The organism is Mesocryomonas lacus (assembly GCF_055730135.2).
This window is the reverse complement of the sequence record NZ_JBUZWE020000007.1, coordinates 72,369-94,053: the sequence shown is the minus strand read 5'-3', so window position 1 is coordinate 94,053 and position 21,685 is coordinate 72,369. Positions and strand designations below refer to the sequence as shown.

The window sequence follows — 21,685 nt, the reverse complement described above, 5'->3', positions numbered from 1 at the left end:
AGGAGAACAGCATGAAAGACAATCGCATGGCCGCCGAGGATCGCAGCGGGGATTTGGGTCGCTTCTTCGCCACCTGGGCCCGCAACCCCCTGAAGATCGGCGCCGTCGCTCCCTCCTCACCGTACTACGGCGCGATGATGGTCGAGAAGGCGACGACGGCGCTGGAGGGCCCGATCCTCGAGATCGGCCCGGGGCTCGGCGTCGTCACGCGCGCGCTGATCGAAAAGGGCATCGCGCCGGAGCGGATCACCGCCATCGAATACGACCCGGACTTCGCCCGGACGCTGCGGCAGCGTTTCCCCCGTGTCGACGTGATCCAAGGTGACGGCTTCCGGCTCGATGAGACGCTCGGCGCCCGCAAGGCGGAGAAATTCGCGGCCATCCTGTTCGCCGTGCCCGTCGCCCATATGGGCCAAGCGGAGAAGCAGAAGCTGTTCTGCGACTACATCTCGCGCCTCTGCCCCGGCGGCAACCTGACCCAACTCTCCTACCTCATGACCGCACCGGTCAAGCCGGTTGCCGGAGTATTCGGCGTCTCGCATTCGCCGATCGTCTGGCGCAACATCCCGCCGGCGCGGGTATGGATCTATACGCCCGAAGCCGCGCGCGGCGACACTGCGGGGAATGCCCGATGAGCCCGCGCATCCTCGTCCTGCCGGGCTCGGTGCGAACCGGCTCCTACAACAAGAAGCTGGCGCTCGAGGCCGCGCGCCTCCTGGCGCTGAGCCATGCGACCGTCTCCTTCGTCGACCTCGCCGACTACCCGCTGCCGCTCTACGATGGCGACCTCGAGGAGGCGTCCGGCGTGCCGCAGAAGGCGGTGCAGCTCGCCGAGAGGATCGCCGCGCAGGACGGCATGCTGCTGGTCAGCCCGGAATACAACGCCTCCGTCCCGCCGCTCCTGAAAAACGCGCTCGACTGGGTCAGCCGCGTGCGCAAGGTGGAGGGGCGTCCGCTGCAGCCGTACAAACAGCTGGTCGTCGGCCTTGCCGCTGCCTCGCCCGGCCGTCTCGGCGGCCTGCGCGGGCTCATCGCCCTCCGCCCGATCTTCCTGTCCCTCGGCGCCGAGGTGATGACGCCGCAGCTCACCCTCAACGACGCCGCCACCGCCTTCGACGAGCGGGGCCATCTCGCGGACGAGCGCCAGCGCCTCGCCCTCGACGCGCTGATCGAGCAGCTGATCGACCAGGCCCAGGCGCTCGGCCGGCACCAACCTTAGACGGGCCTGCAGGTTAGTTCAGGGAAGAGGCGTCGTGACCATCGGCGCTGCGCCTGTCAACTTCTGGACCTGGCCCTGAAAGGCCAGAAGGGACGCGATCACGGCCAGCGACAGCAGCAGCGCCGAAACGATGAACCCCTTGCCGGGCAGGTGCGTCACCTTCTCCTCAAGCCGGACCAGCCGCTCGCGCACGTCGCGCATGTCGGCCCGGAATTCGCGCACATCGAGTTTCAGCTCGCCGACATCCCGCTCGATATGCGCAAGACTCGCCTCCAGTCGGGCAATACGCGGCTCCATGCCATCCCCTCCTGATCCCGCTGCCTGACTACGCGCGATGGACGCGCGTAGGTTCGGTGGCGCGTCCATCGCGGGAAAGAGGTCGCGGATGGTTTCGGTCGGGCTCATGCGGCCGCGCCGTCCGCCAGCAGATCCTTCACGAAACGCCGCAGGGTCTCCGCCGAGAGTTCGGAGGCGCTGACCATCTTCTCGAGGTCCTGCCAATCCGTGCTGCCGGCGGCCGTATCGGAGATCGCCTTGATCGCCCTCTCCTGAAACGAGATGTTCGACTGCAGGTGGGCGACGAGCAAGGCCAGGGCTGTCGGCCGGATCGTCACCTCCGGCTTTTCCAGCAAGGCGACGAAGGCTTGCTGGACCGAGAGATTTCCGACGCCGCTTTCGGCCGAGGACATTTGCCTAGATCTCCATCCCCAGATGCTTGGCCACCGTGTGCACGTCTTTGTCGCCGCGGCCGCAGAGATTCATGATGATGATCTTGTCCTTGCCCATCTTCGGCGCGCGCTTGATCACCTCGGCCAGCGCATGGCTCGGCTCCAGCGCCGGGATGATGCCCTCGGTGCGGGTCAGCATCTGGAAGGCGGCGAGCGCCTCGGTGTCCATGATCGGCACGTAGTCGACGCGGCCGGTGTCCTTCAGCCAGGAATGCTCGGGGCCGATGCCGGGATAGTCGAGGCCGGCCGAGATGGAATGGCCTTCCTTGATCTGCCCGTCGCTGTCCTGCAACAGATAGGTGCGGTTGCCGTGCAGGACGCCGGGCGTGCCGGCGGTCAGCGAGGCGCAATGCTCCTCGCCGTCGAGCCCGCGCCCGCCCGCCTCGACGCCGACGATCTCGACTTCTTTGTCGTCGAGGAAGGGGTGGAACAGGCCGATGGCGTTGGAGCCGCCGCCGACGGCCGCGACCAGCATGTCCGGCAGCCGGCCCTCGGCCTCGAGGATCTGCTCCTTGGCCTCGCGGCCAATCACCGACTGGAACTCGCGCACGAGCTCGGGATAGGGATGCGGGCCGGCGGCGGTGCCGATGATGTAGTAGGTACTGTCGACATTGGTCACCCAGTCGCGCAGCGCCTCGTTCATGGCGTCCTTCAGCGTGCCGTGGCCGGAGGTGACCGGCACGACCTCGGCGCCGAGAAGCTTCATGCGGAAGACGTTCGGCGACTGCCGCTCGACATCGGTCGCGCCCATGTAGACGACGCAGGGAAAGCCGAAACGCGCGGCGACCGTGGCGGAGGCCACGCCGTGCTGGCCGGCGCCGGTCTCGGCGATGATCCGCGTCTTGCCCATCTTTCGCGCCAGCAGGATCTGGCCGAGGCAGTTGTTGATCTTGTGGCTGCCGGTGTGGTTCAGCTCGTCGCGCTTGAAGTAGATCTTGGCGCCGCCGAGCTCTTCCGTCAGCCGCTCGGCAAAGTAGAGCGGCGAGGGCCGGCCGGTATAGTGCTTGTTGAGATAGGCCAGCTCCTCCTGGAACGCCTTGTCCTGCCGGGCGCCCTTCCAGGCATCCTCCAGCTCGAGGATCAGCGGCATCAGGGTTTCCGCCACGAAGCGGCCGCCGAAGATGCCGAAGCGGCCGTCCTCGTCGGGACCGGCGCGGAAGGAGTTGGGAGCGGGCGTCTGGTTCACGATATCATCCGTTCCGGCTCGGCGAGAGCCGCGTGAGGGGAAGGCGTCCCCGGGGAAATTCCGCTGGCGGCGCCGCCGAGCGCATCGAAGAACGCGCCGATGAGGCCGATGTCCTTGACCCCCGGGGCGCTCTCGACGCCGGAGGAGACGTCGATGCCGGACGGCTGCGCCTGCTGCAGCGCCGCCTGGATATTGCCGGCGTTGAGGCCTCCGGAAAGCATGTATGCGACATCAGCGTCAAGCGCGGCCAGAAGCCGCCAATCGAAGGAAACGCCATTGCCGCCGGGAAGATCCGACCCTTTCGGCTTCTGCGCGTCGAGCAGCAGGAGATCGGCAATGCCGCGGTAGGCGGCGACGCCCTCGATGTCCTCGGCCGAGCCGACGGAAATCGCCTTGACCACCGGAAGGCCGAAAGCCGCCTTCACCGCGGCGACGCGGGCCGGCGTCTCGTGCCCGTGCAGCTGCAGCATGTCCGGCCGGACCCGGCGGACGATCTCGCCGAGCAGCGCGTCATCCGCATCGACGGTGACGACGACGAGCGCAGCCCCCTGCACCGCCGGCCGCAGTGCCGCCATCGCGTCGATGCCGAGATGCCGGGGGCTCTTCGGAAAGTGGATGAAGCCGACATGCGTGGCGCCGCGCGCCAGCACAGCGGCAATCGCCGCCTCGCTCGTCAGTCCGCAGATCTTGATGTCGAGCGTCATGCGTCGTCCTGCCGTGAAGTCAGGCGGATTATCGCCCCGTTCGGCCGGCCGTGTAAAGCAAGACGCCCGCCCGGCGGCTGCCGGACGGGCGTCTTGCCGGCTTTCCGGCGGGTCGTTGCGGTGCGGTGCGGCGCCTTACCGCAGCTGGGTCATCCGCCCGATCGCATTGGTGCGGAAATAGAACTGCTGCGCCAGCGCCCCGAGCACATGCAGGCCGATCAGCACCAGGAGCGGCGTCCAGAGCAGCGTGTGCAGCTGCGCGAGGCCATCGATGCCCGACAGCCAGGCGGCAAGGCCAAGGGCCGGCATCAGGAGGAGCACCGCATACATCGCGGCATGCGTCACCTTAGAAAGGAGCAGCGCCCAGCCAGGCTCGGCGGCCGAGTGCGGCGGGCGGCCATTGCGCAGCCGATCCGCCAGCCGCAGCGCTGCCGCCACCAGCACGACCGATCCGGTGATGATGTGGACCCAGCCGTAGAAATGCGTCTCGGGCGTCAGGGGGCCGCCTTCGGTGGTGGCGTCCCAGAGGCCCTCCATCGACTCGCTGACCAGATATTGCACGACGAGGAGAACGACGATCAGCCAGTGGAGGACGACATTTAGCTTCGTCCAATGGGCGCGGGCAGGAACAGACATGCGGATAGCCTCCAGGTGGATGACCCGCGCGATCCTGTCGGGCGGCACGCCGGCTTAGCGCGACCCGCCTCGCCCTGACCTCTCTGTGACTATACGGCTTGGTAATGCGGCCGCCCCGGGGGCCCGCGGCAAGGCGCGGCGGATCGCCTCAGTCGAAGCGGATCGCATGCAGCGTGGCGCCCTCGCGTTTGAGCCAGGCGCGGCCCTGGTCCATGTCGGGGCAGAGAAGCCGGCACAGCGCCCAGAAGGCCGGGCCATGGTTCATCTCGCGAAAATGCGCCACCTCGTGGGCGGCGAGATAGTCCAGCACCGCCGGCGGCGCCATGACGATGCGCCAGGAAAAGGCGAGCTTGCGGTCGCTGGTGCAGGAGCCCCAGCGGCTGACGGTATCCTTCAGCGTCAACGCCCGCGGCTGCAGCCCGACGCTGGCGGCGTGCCGCTCGACGGCCGCCTGCAGGTCGCGCCGTGCCTCGCGCTTCAGCGCATCCTGGACACGCCGGGCGAAATGCTCGGGCTCCCCGCCGACGAGCAGCTGGTCCCCCTCGAAGCGGGCGCTGCGCCGACCCGGCTGGTGCAGCACGGTCAGCGTGCCCCCACGGAACGGGAGGACGGCGCCCGCCCCGACCGGCAAGGGTGCGGCCGCGCCGGCCATGCGGCTTTCGGCCCAGCCGCGGTGGCGTTCGATGAAGTCGAGGATGGCGCGGTTGGTCGCCCGCGGCGGCGCGGTGACGGAGAGCGAGGCGGCGCCGGGGGCCAGGCGCATGATCAGCCGCTTGGCCCGCGGATGGCGCCGGACCAGCAGCGGCACGCTGCCGGAGGCGAGCTCCACCCGTTGCGGCAGGGCCTCGGCGGTCTGGCGCGCCGGCCGTGTCAGAAATTTCGGGAGCTGCATCGGCCTGGCTCGAATCGGTATCGCATCGCGGCGACTGGACCATGCCGGCCATGAAAAAGCGACGGCAGCCAGGGCCACCGTCGCTTCGTCGTCTGTTCGGCATTGCCCGTTCGGATCGAACCCAGCTCCTTCGCAAGGTCAGGGTCTTACCGCTTCTCGCCTCCGGGGTACGCTGCAGCAGGGGCTGCAGCAGCGTACCCGCTTTTCGTGGAGGCTGGTCCTTAGAGGTCGATTGTCGTTGCCGGGGCGCCGGTGCGGCGGCTGGCCATGAAGCGGTCGAACTCTTCCGAGTCCTTGGCGCGGCGCAGCTCGCGCGCATAGGCCTCGAACTCCTCGCTCGCCTGCATCAGCTTCTGGCGCTCGGCGTCGAGCCGGGCGAGTTCCTTCTCGCGCCAGTCGTCGAAAGCGACGTTGCCGGTGCGCGGGGTGGCGAAGGGGTTGGTGGCGCCCGAGCGCTTCAACCCGCCGAAGAAGCGGTCGGTGGAACGGCCGACATCGTGGCGAAAGCTCTCCAGGCGGTCGCCCCAGAGTATATAACCGATCATGGCAAGGCCGAGTGGCCAGTAGACCATAAAGCCGACAACCATCAAAGCAATCGTCGCTGGTGTCCAGGCCGGACGGATCAAAGCACGCGAAGTCATGGAGCTGTTCCTCTCGAAGAAACCTGCGACGCATCCAGCATCGCGATAGTTTCGAGATGGCCCCGATCGTTTTGACGTTCAAGAACGACAGAAATAAATTCGGCAGGCCTTGTACGACACAGCGCCGCCTTCTTCGATGCTGTCGGGAAGGGCCGGCGGCGGCAAGCGGCGGGGCAAGCCCCCGCCGGTGCCATACGGAAGCCGGTTGGCGGTCAGGCCGTCCGCTCCTCGACGATGACGGTATCGATGACGACAGCGGGCTCGTAGAGCCATTTCGCCAGCGCGCCGGCGACGACAGCACCGAGGATCGGCGCCAGCCAGAACAGCCAGAGCTGGCCGACATACTCGCCGCCGGCGAACAGCGCCGGTCCGGTGCTGCGCGCCGGGTTGACGGAGGTGTTGGTCACCGGGATCGAGATGAGGTGGATGAGGACCAGGGCAAACCCGATGGGGATGCCGGCAAAGCCGGTGGCGGCGCCCTTCGACGTCGTCCCGATGATGATGAAGAGGAAGAAGAAGGTGGCGAGGAACTCGGTCAGGAAGCCGGCCGCCAGCGAGAACTTGCCGGGGCTGAGTTCGCCATAGCCGTTCGACGCGAAGCCGCCCGCCACCCAGTCGGCCTTGCCCGAGGCGATGAGATAGAGAACGCCCGCGCCGGCGATGGCGCCCGCGACCTGGGCGAGGATGTAGGGAAGGACGTGCTTGTCGGCGCAGCGTCCGGCGGACCAGAGGCCGAGCGTCACCGCCGGATTGAAATGGCCGCCGGAGATGTGGCCGACGGCATAGGCCATGGTGAGGACGGTGAGGCCGAAAGCAAAGGCGACGCCGAGAAAACCGATGCCGAGCTCGGGGAAAGCCGCCGACAGCACCGCCGCCCCGCAGCCGCCGAAGGTCAGCCAGAACGTGCCGAAGAACTCCGCACTCGCCCGTTTTAAAGTATCCCTTTCCATTGCTATGCCTCCCTGAGCAATAACCAACGCTATTGTCAGGTGACGCCTTCCCGCTTCTTGCGTCAAGACTGTCCTTGCAGGAACGGCACTGCGGTATTGATCGCTATCGGGACCGACAGGACCATCTGTTACTTGCCGATAGAGCCCGACAACGGCCAGAAGCTGGCCCTGTGTGGAGCGCGCTGGCAGCCCAGCCGGCTTGGTAACGCGGCACGACGCATCCGGCGCGGCAGGGAAAGCTTTTTTGGAGGTTGACGGGGCAGCATGCTGCCAAGCGGTGGAAAGCGATGAACCGCGGCTTTTCCGTCAAGCCTTGGTTGGCGTCTCCGGCGGGGCGGCGGGCTTTGTCGCGCGCGGCGCCGGAGCGCCCTTCCCGGCCACGGCCCCAGGCCGCTTCCCGCGTGCGATCGCCGGGGCATCGGGTCTCGTGGGCTCAGACTTGTCCGCCGCGGGCTCGACGGCCAGAGGCTTGCCAGCCATCGGCGGCTTGCCCGGGCTTGGCGCCTTCGCGGCAGGCTTCGGCGGGACCGTGCCGACGGGGGCTGCTGGAGACGGCGAGGGTGCCGCGGCGGCAGTCCGGACCGGTGGGACCGACGCTGCTTCCGGCGCCGCCGCCGGCTCGGTGACGGCCGCAGGCGCTGCGGCGCCCGCCGCCTTGCGGGGCAGCTTGGCGGAGGCATGGGTGGTGCCGTGCGTCAGCGCGAAGTCGATGATGCGCGGCGCGATCTCGGCGCGGTAGCGCGAGCCGTTGAACACGCCGTAATGGCCGACCTTCGGCTGGAGATAGTGCACCCGCTTCTCCGGCGGGATCGACGAGCAGAGATCCTGCGCGGCACGGGTCTGGCCGACGCCCGAAATGTCGTCGTTCTCGCCCTCGACGGTGAGGAGCGCCGTGCGGCGGATTTTCGTCAGGTCGATGCGCTCCCCGTGATGGCGCATCTCGCCCCTCGGCAGCGCGTGGGTGATAAACACGCTTTCGACGGTCTGCAGGTAGAACTCGGCGGTGAGGTCCATCACCGCCATGTACTCGTCGTAGAACTCGCGGTGCTTCTCGGCGCTGTCGCCGTCGTTCTGGACGAGGTGGCCGAAGAATTCGCGGTGCGCCGTCACGTGCCGGTCGAGGTTCATCGACATGAAGCCCGAAAGCTGCAGGAAGCCCGGATAAACGTCGCGCATGAAGCCGGCATGCGGGAACGGCACCTTCATGACGACATTGTCGCGGAACCAGCCGATGCCCTTGTCCATCGCCAGCGTGTTGACCGCGGTCGGGTTGATGCGGGTGTCGATCGGCCCGCCCATCAGCGTCATCGTGGCGGGGACGCAAGGGTCGTCATTGGCCTCCATCGCGGCCACCGCCATCAGCACCGGCACCGCCGGCTGGCAGACCGCCATGACATGGGTGTCGGGCCCGAGGAACTGCAGCATCTCGATGACGTAGTCGACGTAGTCGTCGAGATCGAACTTGCCGGCCGCGACCGGCACGGTGCGCGCATCCTCCCAGTCGGCGATGTAGACGTCGGCATAAGGCAGCAGTGCCTCGACCGTGCCGCGCAGCAGCGTCGCGTAGTGGCCGGACATCGGCGCGACGATGAGGAAGCGCGGGTCGGCCTTGTGGCGGGCGGGCAGCGCGCGCTCGAAGTGCAGCAGCCGGCCGAAAGGCTTTTGCCAGACCGGCTTGTCGACGACGGGAATGCGCAGGCCGTTGACCACGGTCTCGTAGAGGCCGAATTCCGGCTTGCCATAGACCCGCGTCGAGCGCTCGAACACCTCGGCCATCGCGGCGAAGGACCGGCCGGCCTCGGTCTGGGACATCGGGTTCATCGGGTTCTGGTAGAACATCCGCGCGGCTTCGGCGAAGGCGCGCATCGGCGCCACGGCAGCATGGTTCCACTCGTAGAACTGATACAGCATCGAAGCCTCCCGTTATTTTTTCAGCACGCTACCATCTTCTATTGCAGTGCACAAAGTACGCCCGGAGCGTCGACCGTTCAAACGGCGGGGGACGACGTCACAGCCATTTGACCATGACAAGCCTTTCGTCCGGCGAGACGCCCGGCGGGCATTCGGCCTGCCAGCGTTCCTCCAGAATAGCGGGCAAGTCTTGCCGCGAGATTGCGGTGAAGCCGGAAGCCTCAAAGAAGGGGGCGGTCGCCTGCGCGGTGGTGAGGCCGAGGGCACGGTGGAAGAACCAACCGGCGCGCGTGACGACGGCGCCAAGAAGCGCCCGCCCGACGCCTTGCCCCGCTTGTTCCGGCGCGACGTAGAGCCCGGCAAGCCAGTAGAGCTCGCCGAGATCGCCCGCGGCCGCAAAGCCGGTGGGCACGCCGGCCTTGGTCTCGGCGACGAAGATCTCGTGCTGCAGGAGCCAGGCGACGAAATCGCCGATCGGCTGGACGGGCGCTTCCACGGCGGCGGCAACGCCCGCCGCTTGCGCACGGATCGCCTGCAGCGCCGGTGCCTCGCCCGGCTCCATCATGCGGATGCGGAAACCCTTCGGCGCCATCTTGCGGAACCAGTCACGCTCGCGTTTGGCCATGCGCCTCCCCTTGCCGCCGCGCGCCGGCGCCCTCGCCTCCGGGCGCCCGGCGCCCTCTTCTCAGGGCGCCCGGCGCTTCTGCGGCTGGATCAGGCGACGCCCTCGACGATCAGCAGCTCGGACTCGGCGCATTCCTGCCGGATCTTCACGGCCACCTGGTAGGCCGGGCTGTCGTAGCAGGCCTTCGCCTTTTCGGCGCTCTCGAACTCCCAGACGACGTTGCGGGCCCGCGCCTGGCCCTCCAGAGGGGTCACCGCCCCGCCGCGGACCACGGCCTTCGCACCGAACTCGGCGAAGGCGGGGGCGGCGGCGGCGAGGTAGTCCTTGTAGCGCTCGGGGTCGCGGACATCGACGCGGGCGATCCAGTAGGCTTTCGGCATGCTCATTCCTTCATCGGCTCGGAAAAGGTGTGATAGGGGGTTTCGCGTCAGGCGGCAGCCATTTCCGCGAGGATGGCAAGGGCGGCGGCGCGCGGATCGGCCGCCGCGATGATCGGCCGGGCGACGACGAGGTGCGAGGCGCCGTCGCGGATGGCGTCGGCGGGCGTCGCGATGCGCTTCTGGTCGCCGGACGCGGCTCCCGCTGGGCGGATGCCGGGGGTGACCAGCGCCATGTCCGGCCCGATGATCTCTCGCAAGGCTTGCGCCTCCTGCGCCGAGGCGACGAGCCCGCTTATCCCGGCATCGCGGGCCTGCGCCGCCCGGTGGGCGACGAGATCCTTGACCGTCCCGGCATAGCCGGAGGCGGCAAGGTCTGCCTCGTCGAGCGAGGTGAGGACGGTGACCGCGAGCACCAGGAGCCCGGAGCCCTCGGCCGCCTTCGCCGCCGCCGTCATGGCATGGGGATAGGCGTGGATCGTCGTCATCGCCGCGCCCATCCGCACGATGCTCTCGATGCCCTTTTCGACGGTGTTGGCGATGTCGAGGAGCTTGCAGTCGAGGAAAACCCGCTTGCCGGCTTGGCTAAGCTCCTCCACCAGCGGCAGGCCGCCGGCAAAGGCCAGCTGGTAGCCGATCTTGTAGAAGGACACGCTGTCGCCCAGCCGCTCGACGATCGCCTCGGCCTCGGCCCGCGTGGAGACGTCGAGCCCGACGATCAGGCGCTCGCGCAGGTCGGAAGGGTTCGACATCGACGTCTCCGCATGACGCCGGAAAAATCCGGCCTCTTCGGAAGCCGGGACTAGCGCATCCCTCTCGCCCGATCAATCGCGGCAGCCCAGCTGCTTCGGCAGCGAAGGAGAAGCGCGGCGGCGACGTGATGATCTCCCCACCCGAGGGGGAGATGTCGCCGAAGGCGACAGAGGGGGGCACGCTGCCGCAGCGTCTGGCAACACTGAGCGATCGGTCGGACGGATCGGCGTCACTCGAGGCGAGCGCAGCGGCGCACCACCCCCCTCTGCCCTGCCGGGCATCTCCCCCTCAGGTGGGGAGATCGGCTAGTCGCCCACCCTGCCTCAGTGCGCTTCGTCCCAGTTCAAGGCGGCGCGGGCGTCGACCACCAGCGGCACCGACAGGGCGACGCGCGGCACCGCGGCGTTCTCCATCACCGCCTTGACCACCGGGATGGTGGCCTCGATCTCGTCGTCGGGCACCTCGAACACCAGTTCGTCATGCACCTGCAGGAGCATCCGGGCCGAGAGCTTGGCCTCGGCGAGCGCGTCTTCCATGCGGATCATCGCGCGGCGGATGATGTCGGCGGCGGTGCCCTGGATCGGGGCGTTGATCGAGGCGCGCTCGTTGAAGGCGCGCACCGACGGGTTGGCGTGGCGGATGTCGGGATAGTGCGCCCGCCGGCCGAACAGCGTCTCGACATAGCCATGGCGCTTGGCGAAATCCTTGGTGGAATCCATGTAGTCGCGGATGCCGGGAAAGCGCTCGAAATAGCGGCGGATGTAGAGGCTCGCCTCCTCCCGCGGGATCGACAGCTGGTTGGCGAGGCCAAAGGCCGAGATGCCGTAGATGATGCCGAAATTGATCGCCTTCGCCCGGCGCCGGACGTCCGACGGCATGCCCTCGACCGGCACGCCGAACATTTCCGACGCGGTCATCGCGTGGATGTCGATGCCTTCCTGGAAGGCCAGCGTCAGCTGCGGGATCTCGGCCATGTGGGCGAGGATCCGCAGCTCGATCTGGCTGTAGTCGGCCGACAGCAGCTTGTGTCCCTCGGCGGCGACGAAGGCGGTGCGGATCGCACGGCCTTCTTCGGTGCGCACCGGGATGTTCTGGATGTTGGGCTCGGCCGAGGAAAGGCGGCCGGTCGTCGTCGAGGCCATCGAGAACGAGGTGTGGATCCGGTCCTCGCGGTCCATGTAAGCCGGCAAAGCGTCGGTGTAGGTGCCCTTCAGCTTGGTCAGCTGGCGCCAGTCGACGATGTGCCGCGGCAGGACGTGGCCCTCGGCGGCAAGGTCTTCCAGAACCTTGGCGTCGGTCGACCATTGCCCGGTCTTGGTCTTCTTGCCGCCGGGGAGGCCCAGCTTGCCGAACAGAATATCGCCGAGCTGCTTTGGCGAGCCCGGATTGAAAGCTTCGCCCGCCATCTCGGCGATCTCGGATTCCAGCGCCGCCGCCTTCTGGGCGAAGCGCCCGGAGAGGCGAGACAGGATCTGCCGGTCGGTGCGGATGCCGCGCTGCTCCATGCGCGCGAGCACGGCGACCAGCGGCCGCTCCAGCCGCTCGTAGACCGAGATCAGCCCTTCCGCGACGAGGCGCGGTTTCAGCACGCGCCAGAGGCGCAGCGTCACGTCGGCATCCTCGGCCGCGTATTCGGTGACGCGGGCGATGTCGATGCTGGCGAGCGGCTTCAGCGACTTTCCGGAGCCGCAGAGCTCCTTGTAGCTGATCGGCTTGTGGCCGAGGAAGCGCTCCGACAGCTCGTCCATGCCGTGCCCCTCGAGCGAGGACGAGGCGTCGAGCGCGTAGGAGATCAGCATGGTGTCGTCGAAGCCGGCGATCGCGATGCCGTAGCGCAGCATCACGAGGTAGTCGTACTTGAAGTTCTGCCCGATCTTCAGGATCGAGGCATCTTCCAGCACGGCCTTCAAAATTTCCAGCGCCGCGCCGAGCGACACCTGCGCGCCGACGCCCGAGCGGCTCTCGTCGCTGGCGAGGAGGTCGCCGGCCTCGGCCGAAACGTGCGCCAGCGGCAGATAGGCCGCCTCGCCCGGCCGCACCGCGAAGGAGACGCCGACGAGCTCGGCCGTCATCGCGTTGAGCGAAGTGCTCTCGACATCGAAGGCGAGGATCCCGGTCTCGCGGGCCTTTTCCATCCAGGCGTTGAGCGTCTCGGCGTCGCGGATGGTCACGTAGGCGCTGCGGTCGAAGCTCTCCGCCGCCGCGGCGTCGCGCCGCGCGGCGACGAGATGCGCCGGCGCCATCGGCAGCAGGCCCGCCCCTTCCGCCGGAACGAAGCCCGCGGTGCGGCCCGCGCCGCCTTGCGGGTCGAGGTCAGGCCCACGCGCCGGGCCGTTGACGGCGATCGACGCGGACGGAATGGCGCTGGCGTCCTCGCCGAGCACGGCGGCGACGCGCCGCGTCAGCGTGTTGAACTCCATCGCCTTCAGATAGGCGATCAGCTTCTCGCCATCGGGCTCGTGGATGAAAAGGTCGTCCAGCGGCACGTCGAGATCCATGTTCTGGTCGAGCGTCACCAGCTTCTTCGACAGCCGCGCCTGGTCGGCAAATTCGATCAGGTTGTCGCGGCGCTTGGCCTGCTTGATCTCGCCGGCGCGCGACAGCAGCGTCTCGAGGTCGCCGAAGGTGTCGAGGAGGTCGGCGGCGGTCTTCGGGCCGATGCCCGGCACGCCCGGCACGTTGTCGGAGCTGTCGCCGACCAGCGCCTGCAGGTCGATCATCTTCTCGGGGTAGACGCCGAACTTCTCCTTCACCTCCTCCGGGCCGAGGCGCTTGTCCTTCATCTGGTCGTAGAGGATGACGGAGGGACCGACGAGCTGCATCAGATCCTTGTCGGAGGAGACGATGGTGACGTCGCCGCCGGCCTCGACGGCAAGCCGCGTATAGGTCGCGATGAGGTCGTCGGCCTCGAACCCTTGCTTCTCGATGCAAGGCAGGTCGAAGGCGCGCACCGCCTCGCGGATCAGCCCGAACTGCGGCACCAGATCCTCCGGCGGGGCCGAACGGTTCGCCTTGTACTGGTCGTAGAGCTCGTTGCGGAAGGTCGTCGAGGAATGGTCGAAGATGACGGCGAAATGCGTCGGCACGACGCCGACCGAGGTGTCGCGCGATTCCTCCACCAGCTTCCACAGCATGTTGCAGAACCCGGCGACGGCCCCGACCGGCGTGCCGTCGGATTTGCGCGTCAGCGGCGGCAGCGCGTGGTAGGCGCGGAAGATGTAGGCCGACCCATCGACCAGGAAGAGATGATCGCCTTTTTTCATGCGCGTTGCCTATCGCGGCGGGCGAAAAGAGTCCATCCGAGCCGCCCCGTCGCCGCCGCGCTTTGCCTCCCGTTGCGGCAGCGGGCGGACGGCGGCGAGCCGCCAACCGCCAAGCCCACGGCATCGCTCGGTTTTGTTGCGAATTCTTGGGAGAGACTTGGCGATCCTTTCCGAATGTTTAGGTTTTTTCACACGCAAGTGACGGATTTAGCCGCTACACTTCTTGATCACGACACCGCCAAGGCGCACATCTTCAGCAACGGCGCGCCAAGCGCCGTCTTCGGCCAGAGCGTCGTCCCCCGCTTTCGAGCCGAATAGAGCCGGCAGGTCCGATCCCCCCTCGTGGACCGCCGGCTGTTGCAACGAAGCCGTCGCGGCAGTCCCCCTCGTGCCGCGGCGGCTTTGTGCTGTGAGGGGGCTTTTTTTTCTTTTTCCCTTTTCCTTGTTCTTCGTCATCCCGGACTTGATCGGGATCCATTCCTCAGCGCCGAAGACGTCAGAATCACTACAGAATTGCTAAATTTTTAGCCGCCGGCCCCAGTCCTGAAATGGCTCGGGCATGGATCCCGGATCAAGTCCGGGATGACGAGCGGACAGGGTGCGGCAAGCGAACAGCTGGAAGGCGGAAACGTCCCGTCATCACAAGATAACGCCCGTTATCCTCGCGCCCTTATCCTCTCCCACCGCCCGCCCCTCTCCCCTGGCCCGCGCGAACCTTGTCCTCCCGCCGAAACTTTGATCTAGACCCGGCAAGGCGGCAAGCCGCCATTCCTTCGCAAGGAGCCGACATGCCCAGCCTCGACAGCATCCTCGCCTGCCTCGACCTCAACCTCGACCGCTCGGTCGAGCGCCTCCGCGATCTCCTGCGCATTCCCTCGATCTCGACCGACCCGGCTTTTGCCGGCGACTGCCGCCGTGCGGCGGAATGGCTGGCCGGCGACCTGTCCGCCATCGGCTTCCAGGCGGAGGTGCGTGATACCGCCGGCCATCCGATGGTGGTCGCCCACCACGACGGCCCCGCGGGCACGCCGCACGTCCTGTTCTACGGCCATTACGATGTGCAGCCGGTCGATCCGGTGGCGCTTTGGGACACCGACCCCTTCGACCCGCAGCTCGTGACCATGCCGGACGGCGCCAGGCGCATCACCGGCCGCGGCTCGTCGGACGACAAGGGCCAGCTGATGACCTTCATCGAGGCCTGCCGCGCCTTCAAGGCCGAGACCGGCGCGCTGCCCTGCCGGGTGACGATCTTCCTCGAGGGCGAGGAGGAGTCCGGCTCGCCCTCGCTGCTGCCGTTCATGGATGCCAACAAGGCCGAGCTCACCGCCGACATCGCGCTGATCTGCGACACCAACATGTGGGACAAGGACACGCCGGCGATCTCGACGGGCCTGCGCGGCCTCGTGGGCGAGGAGGTGGTGATCCGCGCCGCCGACAAGGACCTGCATTCCGGCTATTTCGGCGGGGCCGCCGCCAACCCGATCCGCATCCTTGCCGAGATCATCGCCGACCTGCACGACGACGAGGGCCGGGTGACGCTCCCCGGCTTCTACGACGGCGTCCAGGAACTGCCGGACAGCGTCAAGGCGGTCTGGGATGCGCTCGGCTTCGATGAGGCCGCCTTCCTCGGCTCGGTCGACCTGTCGGTGCCCGCCGGCGAGAAGGGCCGCTCGGTGCTCGAGCAGACCTGGTCGCGGCCGACCGCCGAGGTCAATGGCATCACCGGCGGCTATGCCGGCAAGGGCTTCAAGACCGTGATCGCCTCGGAAGCCTCGGCCAAGATCTCGTTCCGCCTCGTCTTCGAACAGGACCCGGCGGCGATCCGCGACGCCTTCCGCGCCTTCGTCACCGAGCGCCTGCCCGCCGACTGCTCGGTCACCTTCCACGAGCACGGCGCCTCGCCGGCGATCCAGCTGCCCTTCGATTCGGCCGTGCTGACCACGGCGCGCCAGGCGCTGTCCAACGAATGGCCGAAGCCGGCGGTGATGATCGGCATGGGCGGCTCGATCCCGGTCGTCGGCGAGTTCAAGCGGCGCCTCGGCATGGATTCGCTGCTGATCGGCTTCGCGCTCGGGGACGACCGCATCCATTCGCCGAACGAGAAGTACGAGCTGACCTCATTCCACAAGGGCCAGCGCTCTTGGGCGCGGGTGCTCGCGGCACTCGGCGCAACCAAGGCTTGAAGCCGCCTCCCGGCGCCTTCCGCAGCGGAACTCAAATGTGACGAAAACGCGGCAATGTGTTGCGAATCGTGGCCTTCCTGCAACGTTGTCTGGCCAAACACCGGCCCCGGGACGGTCCCGGCGCCGGTGTGTTGCTTTGGTGATTGCCGGCCCGGCGGTTTCAGACGAGAGCTTCATCCATGCACCGGCTCAACCACCGAGCCGCCTCCCGGAGTTCGCAGATGTCCCGTACCCTTCTCGCCGCCTCGCTTCTCGCCCTCGTTGCCGCGGCCCCTGCCCTTGCCGCCGACATGACGACCTACGATGCGCCGGCCGAAGCCCCGCTGGTCACCACCAGCACCGACCTCATCATCGAGCTCGGCGTCGGCGGCCGGATCCAGCCGGAATATGAAGGCTCGAAGGACTACGAGGTCTCGCCCTTCCCGATCATCAACCTCGGCTACCTCAACATCCCCGGCGTTCTGGAGATCGGCAGCACCTCGCCGCAGGGCGGCGGTCTGTCGATCGCGCCGTCCTTCGACTACATCGGCGAGCGCGAGGCGCGCGACTATGACGAGCTGCGCGGCCTGCGCGACGTCGACGCCACCTACGCCGCCGGCATCAAGCTCGGCTACGAGTGGCAGTATGCCGAGATCTACGGTGCCGTGCGCTACGCCTTCGGCGGCGCGGAAGGCTTCATGGGCGAAGTCGGCGCGAACCTCATCGCCCGGCCGACGCCGGAACTCGAGCTGAAGGCCGGCCCGGTCGTCTCCTTCGCCTCGGAAGACTACATGGACACCTATTTCGGCGTCTCGAACACCGAGTCCTTCAACTCGGGCGGCCGTCTCGGCGCCTACGATCCCGATGGCGGCTTCAAGTCGGCCGGCATCGCCGCCGCGGCCCGCTACGAGTTCCGCCCCGACTGGTTCCTCAACGCCGACGCGTCCTGGACCAGCATGATCGGCGACGCCAAGGATTCGCCGGTTGTCCGCGTTGGCGACAGCGACCAGTACACTTTCGGTCTCGGCATTTCGAAGCGCTTCACGCTCGACGTCTTCTGAGAAAACCCTAGGTTTTCGAGCTGAGAAAACTTGAAGATCTCGGCCTCCGAGAACCGCGTTTTCAAACGATCCCGACATGACGCCATGGCCGGTCCGCAAGGACCGGCCATTTTGCGTTTCGCCCTTGTGCCTTGCCCGCTCACATGGCTGCGAGGAGGGAACACTCCCAGCATCCAGCGATTGGGGACACTCCAGCCCAGCGCCTGCCCTTTGCCCGGCGCCTGCCCTCTGCAAGGAGTCCCGCATGCCTTTCATCAAGACCGCCGACCAGACCGAGCTCTACTACACCGACTGGGGGACCGGCACGCCGATCGTCCTAATCCACGGCTGGCCAGTGACCTCGGCAATGTGGGAGTATCAGGCAGCACCGCTCGTCGAGGCCGGCTTCCGGGTCGTCGCCTATGACCGTCGCGGTTTCGGCAAGTCATCGCAGCCCTATGACGGCTACGACTACGACACGCTGTCGGACGATCTTGCCGCGGTGCTCGACCAGCTCGGCCTCGACAATGCCGTGCTCGTCGGCTTCTCGATGGGCGGCGGCGAGGTTGCCCGCTACATGTCGCGGCATGGTGGCAAGCGCGTCGCCAAGACGGTGCTGGTCTCGGCCGTGACGCCCTACCTCCTGAAGACCTCCGACAATCCGGAGGGCGTCGATGCCAGCGTCTTCGAGCAAATCCTCGACGGCCTGCGCGCCGACCGGCCGCATTTCCTTGCGGGCTTTGCCAAAAGCTTCCTCAACGCGGGCATGCTGAACTTCCAGATTTCGGCCGAGATCCTCGACCAGTTCGTGTCGCTCGCCCTCATGGCCTCGCCGAAGGCGACACTCGACTGCGTCAACGCCTTTGCGCGGACCGACTTCCGGGCCGACATGGCGCATTTCAAGGTGCCGACGCTCGTCATTCACGGGGATGCCGACCAGACCGTCCCCTTCGCCGCCTCGGCAGAGCGCGTTCCGGCACTTGTCCCCTCGGCCGAACTCAAGGTCTATGAAGGCGCGCCGCATGGCCTCTACTTCACCGAGAAGGATCGCCTGACCGCCGACCTCATCGCCTTCGCCGGCCGCTGAAACGACCTTCGACATCTCCATAAGAAGGGGCTGGCACAGGCGTGCCGGCCCCTTTTGCCTGTCGGCAGCGGCCGTCATCGCAGCGGGGTGCCCAAAAGCTGCAAACGGTCCCGTAAAGCCTTTGGCGACGGGCGCCAAATGCGCTAAAGCCGGACGATCCGACGCTGCGGCCTTGCTTAAGGCCCCGTTAAATAGCCGCATTTAGTGTCCAATCGACCCCGATCGCGGCAACGCCCCGCGGCCATCCCAGCGGTTTGGTATCCCGCCGGTCGGTCGCCGTGGCGACCCCCGACAGCAGCGCGTTCCCGCGGAGCGGCAAGGCAAAGGTATTCATGGCCCCACGGCGCAAAGGCGAACGCATCGAACCGAGCTTCGGCGCGGACCGGAAGGAAGATGATTTCCGGCTGTCGGCCGACGATCGTGCCGTCCGCAGCGACAGCGAGCCGTCCCGCAAGGCCCCCCGCCGACAGGCGAAGGCCGAGCCGGCCCTCGAGGATGACGGCCATGCGCGGCGCCGGCGTTTCTTCGGCGGCGGCGGCGGCAATAATGGGGACGGCGGCGGAAGCGGGGATGGTCGGGGCGGCCGGACGCCGCGGCGTCGGCGCAGCTTTTTCGGCCATGTGTTCCGGCTCGCCTTCTTCACCGGGCTCTGGGGCGCGCTCGCGGTTCTCGCTGTTATCGCCTATTTCGCCATCAAGCTGCCGCAGGAGGCCTGGGCGATCCCGGACCGGCCGCCAAACGTCAAGATCGTCTCGGTCTCCGGCGATCTCCTCGCCAACCGCGGCCTGACCGGCGGCGAGGCTGTCTCGCTTGACGAGATGAGCAGCTTTATCCCGCAGGCGGTGATGGCGATCGAGGACCGGCGCTTCTATTCGCACTGGGGCGTCGACCCCGTCGGCATCGTCAGGGCCTTTGCCGAGAACATGGCGGCAGGCGCGACCGTGCAAGGTGGCTCAACGCTGACCCAGCAGCTGGCCAAGAACATCTTCCTCAATCCCGAGCAGACCCTGCAGCGCAAGGTGCAGGAGGCGATCCTTTCGATCTGGCTGGAACAGAAGTTCACCAAGGACCAGATCATCGAGATGTACCTCAACCGGGTCTATTTTGGCTCGGGCGCCACCGGCGTCGAGGCGGCGGCCCGGCGCTACTTCAACAAGTCGGCCAAGGACGTCGACCTCGGCGAGGCGGCGCTGCTGGCCGGGCTCCTCAAGGCGCCCTCGCGCCTCTCGCCGGTCAAGGATCCCGCCGCCGCCAAGGCGCGCGCGGCCGTCGTGCTGCAGGCCATGCTCGACGAGAAGATGATCGACAGGGCGCAGCTCGACGCGGCGCTCGAGGAAAAGTCGACGGGCTCGAAGAGCTACTGGAACGGCGCGGAGAACTACGCCGCCGACATCGTGATGCGCGACCTGAAGACGCTGGTCGGCGACGTGAAAGGCGACGTCGTCGTCGAGACGACCATCGACCTCGGGCTCGAGAAGGACGCCGAGAAGGCGATCCGCGAAACGCTCGACGGGGCGAAGGCGAATGCCAGCCAGGGTGCGCTCGTCGCCGTCGACGGCACCGGCGCGATCCGCGCGCTGGTCGGCGGGCGCGACTATGCCGACAGCCAGTTCAACCGCGCGGTCGACGCCAAGCGCCAGCCGGGCTCGGCCTTCAAGCCCTTCGTGTACCAGACTGCGCTGGAATACGGCTGGCGGCCGGAATCCATGGTCGACGACGCCCCGACCAAGATCGGCAACTGGACGCCGTCCAACTACGACCGGAAATTCCGCGGACCAGTGACGGTCGCCTATGCGCTGGCGCATTCGCTGAACACCATCGCCGCGCAGCTGACGAATAATGTCGGGGCCAAGGCGGTGATCGAGACCGCCGCCCGCATGGGCGTGAAGACGCCGCTCGTCGACAATGCCTCGATCGCGCTCGGCACGTCCGAGGTCTCGCTGGTCGAGTTGACCGGCGCCTACGCGCCCTTCGCCAATGGCGGCTACGAGGCGACGCCGCATCTCGTCAACCGCGTCACCGATTCGGCAGGCAAGGTGCTCTACGAGCGTGAGGCCTCGGTGCCGCCGATCATCGTCACCAACGACATCGTGGCGATGATGAACGCCATGCTCGAAGGCGTCGTGACCTCCGGCACCGGCCGCAAGGCCGCGATCCCCGGCTGGCAGGCGGCCGGCAAGAGCGGCACGACGCAGGACTTCAAGGACGCCTGGTTCATGGGCTACACCGCCAACCTCACCACCGGCGTCTGGATCGGCAACGACAATGGCGCGCTGATGAAAAAGGTCACCGGCGGCGGGCTGCCGGCCGAGGCTTGGCATGCCTTCATGGTCGCCGCCCACCAGGGCCTGCCGGCCATGCCGCTGCCGGGCGACTACCAGATCGGCGGCGAGCATGAGGCGCCGCTCACCGCCTCGACCAATCCGGACGAGCCGACGGGCGGATTCTACGACAGCGAGCTGCCGCCGGCCGGCACCGACCCGAATGCCGGCATGCCGCCGCCGCGCGGAGAGCCGGAGGCCGAGGCGCCATCGGCCGAGTTGCCGCCGATGACGACGCAGCCGACCGAGATCGCGCCGCGCACCGTCGCCCGCGAGCCGGTGCCGCGCCGCCGCGAGGCGCTGCCGGACGACGACATCTACGGCGTCGACCCGCTGCCGCCGGAACAGGACATCTACGGCAGCGGCGAGCTGCCGCCGGAGGACGGCTATTACGACGGCGGCGGCGCCATGCGGGCGCCCGACGAGATCGCCCCCGCCCGGGGTCCCTCGCGCATCGTCCGCCGCGACCGGCCGGAGCCCGGCGCCATCCTCGAGGGCCCGGTCGACAATGGCGGCGGCGGCCGCGCCTCCGACCGCTCGCTGTTCCGCGACCTGTTCGGCGGATAGCCGCTGGACGGTTACCGGCCAGACTGCCGTGGACGGCTTGGGCTTGGGATTGTCGCCACTAGGCCGCCGCACGTAAGCGACGCTCCCACAGGGCTTCTTAAGGCTATGCAGCTTGGTCGTCAGGCCCACGCCTCCGGGTAGCGGCGGAACCTTCCCAAGCCGGGCAGGTTGCAGTCTCTAACGGGCCGACAGTTTTAGCGAGCCCTGGGAGAGACGACATGAGCCATACACCCCCACCCCGCCAGAGCAGCCTCAGCGCCGTCTGGTTCATTCTCGGCGGCCTCGTGGTGCTGGCGGTCCTCTACTTCGCCTTCTTCGCCGGCCGTCCGGCACAGACGCCAACCACGGGCGCAAGCACCACGGTCGAGACCCCGGCGGCAACCCCTGTCGCCCCCGCGCCGGAAGCCGCGACCCCGCCGGCCACGGCAACGCCTGAGCCTGCAACCCCGGCTCCGGCAGCCCCTGCGACCCAGGCTCCCGCCAACTAAAGCAGCCAGTCGAGGGGGTGATTTCACCCCCTCGCTGAAGGCAGATCCCGCTGCAGCGGGATCTGCCTTCTATAGCTCGGGCGAAAACACGGTGCTTCGAAATACCCTATTCACCAGGAGGCCGCCGGGCGATCC

The 21,685-nt window shown here is 67.7% G+C and carries 21 protein-coding genes; 7 read left to right on the top strand and 14 right to left on the bottom strand.

Annotation, left to right across the window (positions count from 1 at the left end; genetic code table 11):
• The first annotated feature begins 11 nt into the window (after positions 1–11).
• Both ACZLZY_RS12800 and ACZLZY_RS12795 read left to right on the top strand, forming a co-directional pair.
• Positions 12–635 (top strand): class I SAM-dependent methyltransferase, encoded by a 624-nt coding sequence (locus ACZLZY_RS12800; protein ID WP_472934305.1) that lies wholly within the window; start codon positions 12–14, stop codon positions 633–635.
• Positions 632–1,219, top strand: coding sequence for an NADPH-dependent FMN reductase (locus tag ACZLZY_RS12795; RefSeq protein ID WP_472934304.1), 588 nt, complete (start codon positions 632–634; stop codon positions 1,217–1,219). The genes ACZLZY_RS12800 and ACZLZY_RS12795 overlap by 4 nt, the downstream gene beginning before the upstream one ends.
• Positions 1,220–1,237: 18 nt before the next feature.
• Here the strand turns inward: ACZLZY_RS12795 and ACZLZY_RS12790 are convergent, their stop codons facing one another.
• The 14 genes from ACZLZY_RS12790 to ACZLZY_RS12725 form a co-directional block, all read right to left on the bottom strand.
• Positions 1,238–1,624, bottom strand: a complete 387-nt coding sequence (locus ACZLZY_RS12790) for a hypothetical protein (RefSeq protein ID WP_472934303.1) — start codon at positions 1,622–1,624, stop codon at positions 1,238–1,240.
• A complete protein-coding gene (locus ACZLZY_RS12785; RefSeq protein ID WP_472934302.1) occupies positions 1,621–1,908 on the bottom strand; it encodes a hypothetical protein in 288 nt (95 codons plus the stop codon). Before ACZLZY_RS12785 ends, ACZLZY_RS12790 begins: the two co-directional genes overlap by 4 nt.
• A gap of 4 nt (positions 1,909–1,912) precedes the next feature.
• Positions 1,913–3,133 carry a tryptophan synthase subunit beta gene (trpB, locus tag ACZLZY_RS12780; RefSeq protein ID WP_472934301.1) on the bottom strand — a complete coding sequence of 407 codons (1,221 nt, stop codon included), beginning with the start codon at positions 3,131–3,133 and terminating at the stop codon, positions 1,913–1,915.
• Positions 3,130–3,837 carry a phosphoribosylanthranilate isomerase gene (locus ACZLZY_RS12775; RefSeq protein ID WP_472934300.1) on the bottom strand — a complete coding sequence of 236 codons (708 nt, stop codon included), beginning with the start codon at positions 3,835–3,837 and terminating at the stop codon, positions 3,130–3,132. Before ACZLZY_RS12775 ends, trpB begins: the two co-directional genes overlap by 4 nt.
• A 135-nt stretch (positions 3,838–3,972) precedes the next feature.
• Positions 3,973–4,473: a cytochrome b gene (locus ACZLZY_RS12770; protein WP_472934299.1), complete on the bottom strand. Its 501-nt coding sequence runs from the start codon at positions 4,471–4,473 to the stop codon at positions 3,973–3,975.
• A 148-nt stretch (positions 4,474–4,621) separates the two neighbouring features.
• A complete protein-coding gene (locus ACZLZY_RS12765; RefSeq protein WP_472934298.1) occupies positions 4,622–5,365 on the bottom strand; it encodes a M48 family metallopeptidase in 744 nt (247 codons plus the stop codon).
• Positions 5,366–5,586: 221 nt separating this feature from the next.
• The gene (locus ACZLZY_RS12760) at positions 5,587–6,006 is read right to left on the bottom strand and encodes a DUF2852 domain-containing protein (RefSeq protein WP_472934297.1); all 420 of its coding nucleotides are present in this window, start codon (positions 6,004–6,006) and stop codon (positions 5,587–5,589) included.
• 212 nt (positions 6,007–6,218) lie between these two features.
• Positions 6,219–6,956 (bottom strand): aquaporin Z, encoded by a 738-nt coding sequence (gene aqpZ / locus ACZLZY_RS12755; protein ID WP_472934296.1) that lies wholly within the window; start codon positions 6,954–6,956, stop codon positions 6,219–6,221.
• A gap of 306 nt (positions 6,957–7,262) precedes the next feature.
• On the bottom strand, positions 7,263–8,867 hold the full coding sequence (locus ACZLZY_RS12750; RefSeq protein WP_472934295.1) for a polyhydroxyalkanoate depolymerase: 1,605 nt from the start codon (positions 8,865–8,867) through the stop codon (positions 7,263–7,265).
• Between the two features lie 97 nt (positions 8,868–8,964).
• A complete protein-coding gene (locus ACZLZY_RS12745; RefSeq protein WP_472934294.1) occupies positions 8,965–9,492 on the bottom strand; it encodes a GNAT family N-acetyltransferase in 528 nt (175 codons plus the stop codon).
• A gap of 89 nt (positions 9,493–9,581) precedes the next feature.
• Positions 9,582–9,872: a DUF1330 domain-containing protein gene (locus ACZLZY_RS12740; protein ID WP_472934293.1), complete on the bottom strand. Its 291-nt coding sequence runs from the start codon at positions 9,870–9,872 to the stop codon at positions 9,582–9,584.
• A 47-nt stretch (positions 9,873–9,919) separates the two neighbouring features.
• Entirely contained in the window at positions 9,920–10,621 is a 702-nt protein-coding gene (gene pyrF / locus ACZLZY_RS12735; protein WP_472934292.1) for an orotidine-5'-phosphate decarboxylase, read from the bottom strand.
• Positions 10,622–10,945: 324 nt separating this feature from the next.
• Positions 10,946–13,885, bottom strand: coding sequence for a DNA polymerase I (gene polA / locus ACZLZY_RS12730; protein WP_472934291.1), 2,940 nt, complete (start codon positions 13,883–13,885; stop codon positions 10,946–10,948).
• 207 nt (positions 13,886–14,092) lie between these two features.
• Positions 14,093–14,341, bottom strand: a complete 249-nt coding sequence (locus tag ACZLZY_RS12725) for a hypothetical protein (protein ID WP_472934290.1) — start codon at positions 14,339–14,341, stop codon at positions 14,093–14,095.
• 332 nt (positions 14,342–14,673) lie between these two features.
• On the opposite strand from ACZLZY_RS12725, the gene ACZLZY_RS12720 reads away from it, so the two are divergent.
• From ACZLZY_RS12720 to ACZLZY_RS12700, 5 genes are all read left to right on the top strand, one after another.
• Positions 14,674–16,068, top strand: a complete 1,395-nt coding sequence (locus tag ACZLZY_RS12720) for a dipeptidase (protein WP_472934289.1) — start codon at positions 14,674–14,676, stop codon at positions 16,066–16,068.
• Between the two features lie 221 nt (positions 16,069–16,289).
• Entirely contained in the window at positions 16,290–17,108 is an 819-nt protein-coding gene (locus tag ACZLZY_RS12715) for a MipA/OmpV family protein (RefSeq protein ID WP_472934288.1), read from the top strand.
• A gap of 244 nt (positions 17,109–17,352) precedes the next feature.
• Positions 17,353–18,174: an alpha/beta fold hydrolase gene (locus ACZLZY_RS12710; RefSeq protein ID WP_472934287.1), complete on the top strand. Its 822-nt coding sequence runs from the start codon at positions 17,353–17,355 to the stop codon at positions 18,172–18,174.
• Between the two features lie 332 nt (positions 18,175–18,506).
• Positions 18,507–21,062 carry a transglycosylase domain-containing protein gene (locus tag ACZLZY_RS12705; protein ID WP_472934286.1) on the top strand — a complete coding sequence of 852 codons (2,556 nt, stop codon included), beginning with the start codon at positions 18,507–18,509 and terminating at the stop codon, positions 21,060–21,062.
• A 218-nt stretch (positions 21,063–21,280) separates the two neighbouring features.
• The gene (locus ACZLZY_RS12700; RefSeq protein ID WP_472934285.1) at positions 21,281–21,550 is read left to right on the top strand and encodes a hypothetical protein; all 270 of its coding nucleotides are present in this window, start codon (positions 21,281–21,283) and stop codon (positions 21,548–21,550) included.
• Positions 21,551–21,685: the final 135 nt, after the last annotated feature.

Excerpts from the sequence above, each read along its gene's own strand:
- ACZLZY_RS12800 (WP_472934305.1), top strand. The coding sequence starts at position 12 with ATGAAAGACAATCGCATGGCCGCCGAGGATCGCAGCGGGGATTTGGGT.
- ACZLZY_RS12795 (WP_472934304.1), top strand. The coding sequence starts at position 632 with ATGAGCCCGCGCATCCTCGTCCTGCCGGGCTCGGTGCGAACCGGCTCC.
- ACZLZY_RS12790 (WP_472934303.1), bottom strand. The coding sequence starts at position 1,624 with ATGAGCCCGACCGAAACCATCCGCGACCTCTTTCCCGCGATGGACGCG.
- ACZLZY_RS12785 (WP_472934302.1), bottom strand. The coding sequence starts at position 1,908 with ATGTCCTCGGCCGAAAGCGGCGTCGGAAATCTCTCGGTCCAGCAAGCC.
- ACZLZY_RS12775 (WP_472934300.1), bottom strand. The coding sequence starts at position 3,837 with ATGACGCTCGACATCAAGATCTGCGGACTGACGAGCGAGGCGGCGATT.
- ACZLZY_RS12770 (WP_472934299.1), bottom strand. The coding sequence starts at position 4,473 with ATGTCTGTTCCTGCCCGCGCCCATTGGACGAAGCTAAATGTCGTCCTC.
- ACZLZY_RS12765 (WP_472934298.1), bottom strand. The coding sequence starts at position 5,365 with ATGCAGCTCCCGAAATTTCTGACACGGCCGGCGCGCCAGACCGCCGAG.
- ACZLZY_RS12760 (WP_472934297.1), bottom strand. The coding sequence starts at position 6,006 with ATGACTTCGCGTGCTTTGATCCGTCCGGCCTGGACACCAGCGACGATT.
- aqpZ (WP_472934296.1), bottom strand. The coding sequence starts at position 6,956 with ATGGAAAGGGATACTTTAAAACGGGCGAGTGCGGAGTTCTTCGGCACG.
- ACZLZY_RS12750 (WP_472934295.1), bottom strand. The coding sequence starts at position 8,867 with ATGCTGTATCAGTTCTACGAGTGGAACCATGCTGCCGTGGCGCCGATG.
- ACZLZY_RS12745 (WP_472934294.1), bottom strand. The coding sequence starts at position 9,492 with ATGGCCAAACGCGAGCGTGACTGGTTCCGCAAGATGGCGCCGAAGGGT.
- ACZLZY_RS12740 (WP_472934293.1), bottom strand. The coding sequence starts at position 9,872 with ATGCCGAAAGCCTACTGGATCGCCCGCGTCGATGTCCGCGACCCCGAG.
- pyrF (WP_472934292.1), bottom strand. The coding sequence starts at position 10,621 with ATGTCGAACCCTTCCGACCTGCGCGAGCGCCTGATCGTCGGGCTCGAC.
- polA (WP_472934291.1), bottom strand. The coding sequence starts at position 13,885 with ATGAAAAAAGGCGATCATCTCTTCCTGGTCGATGGGTCGGCCTACATC.
- ACZLZY_RS12725 (WP_472934290.1), bottom strand. The coding sequence starts at position 14,341 with ATGACGAAGAACAAGGAAAAGGGAAAAAGAAAAAAAAGCCCCCTCACA.
- ACZLZY_RS12720 (WP_472934289.1), top strand. The coding sequence starts at position 14,674 with ATGCCCAGCCTCGACAGCATCCTCGCCTGCCTCGACCTCAACCTCGAC.
- ACZLZY_RS12715 (WP_472934288.1), top strand. The coding sequence starts at position 16,290 with ATGTCCCGTACCCTTCTCGCCGCCTCGCTTCTCGCCCTCGTTGCCGCG.
- ACZLZY_RS12710 (WP_472934287.1), top strand. The coding sequence starts at position 17,353 with ATGCCTTTCATCAAGACCGCCGACCAGACCGAGCTCTACTACACCGAC.
- ACZLZY_RS12705 (WP_472934286.1), top strand. The coding sequence starts at position 18,507 with ATGGCCCCACGGCGCAAAGGCGAACGCATCGAACCGAGCTTCGGCGCG.
- ACZLZY_RS12700 (WP_472934285.1), top strand. The coding sequence starts at position 21,281 with ATGAGCCATACACCCCCACCCCGCCAGAGCAGCCTCAGCGCCGTCTGG.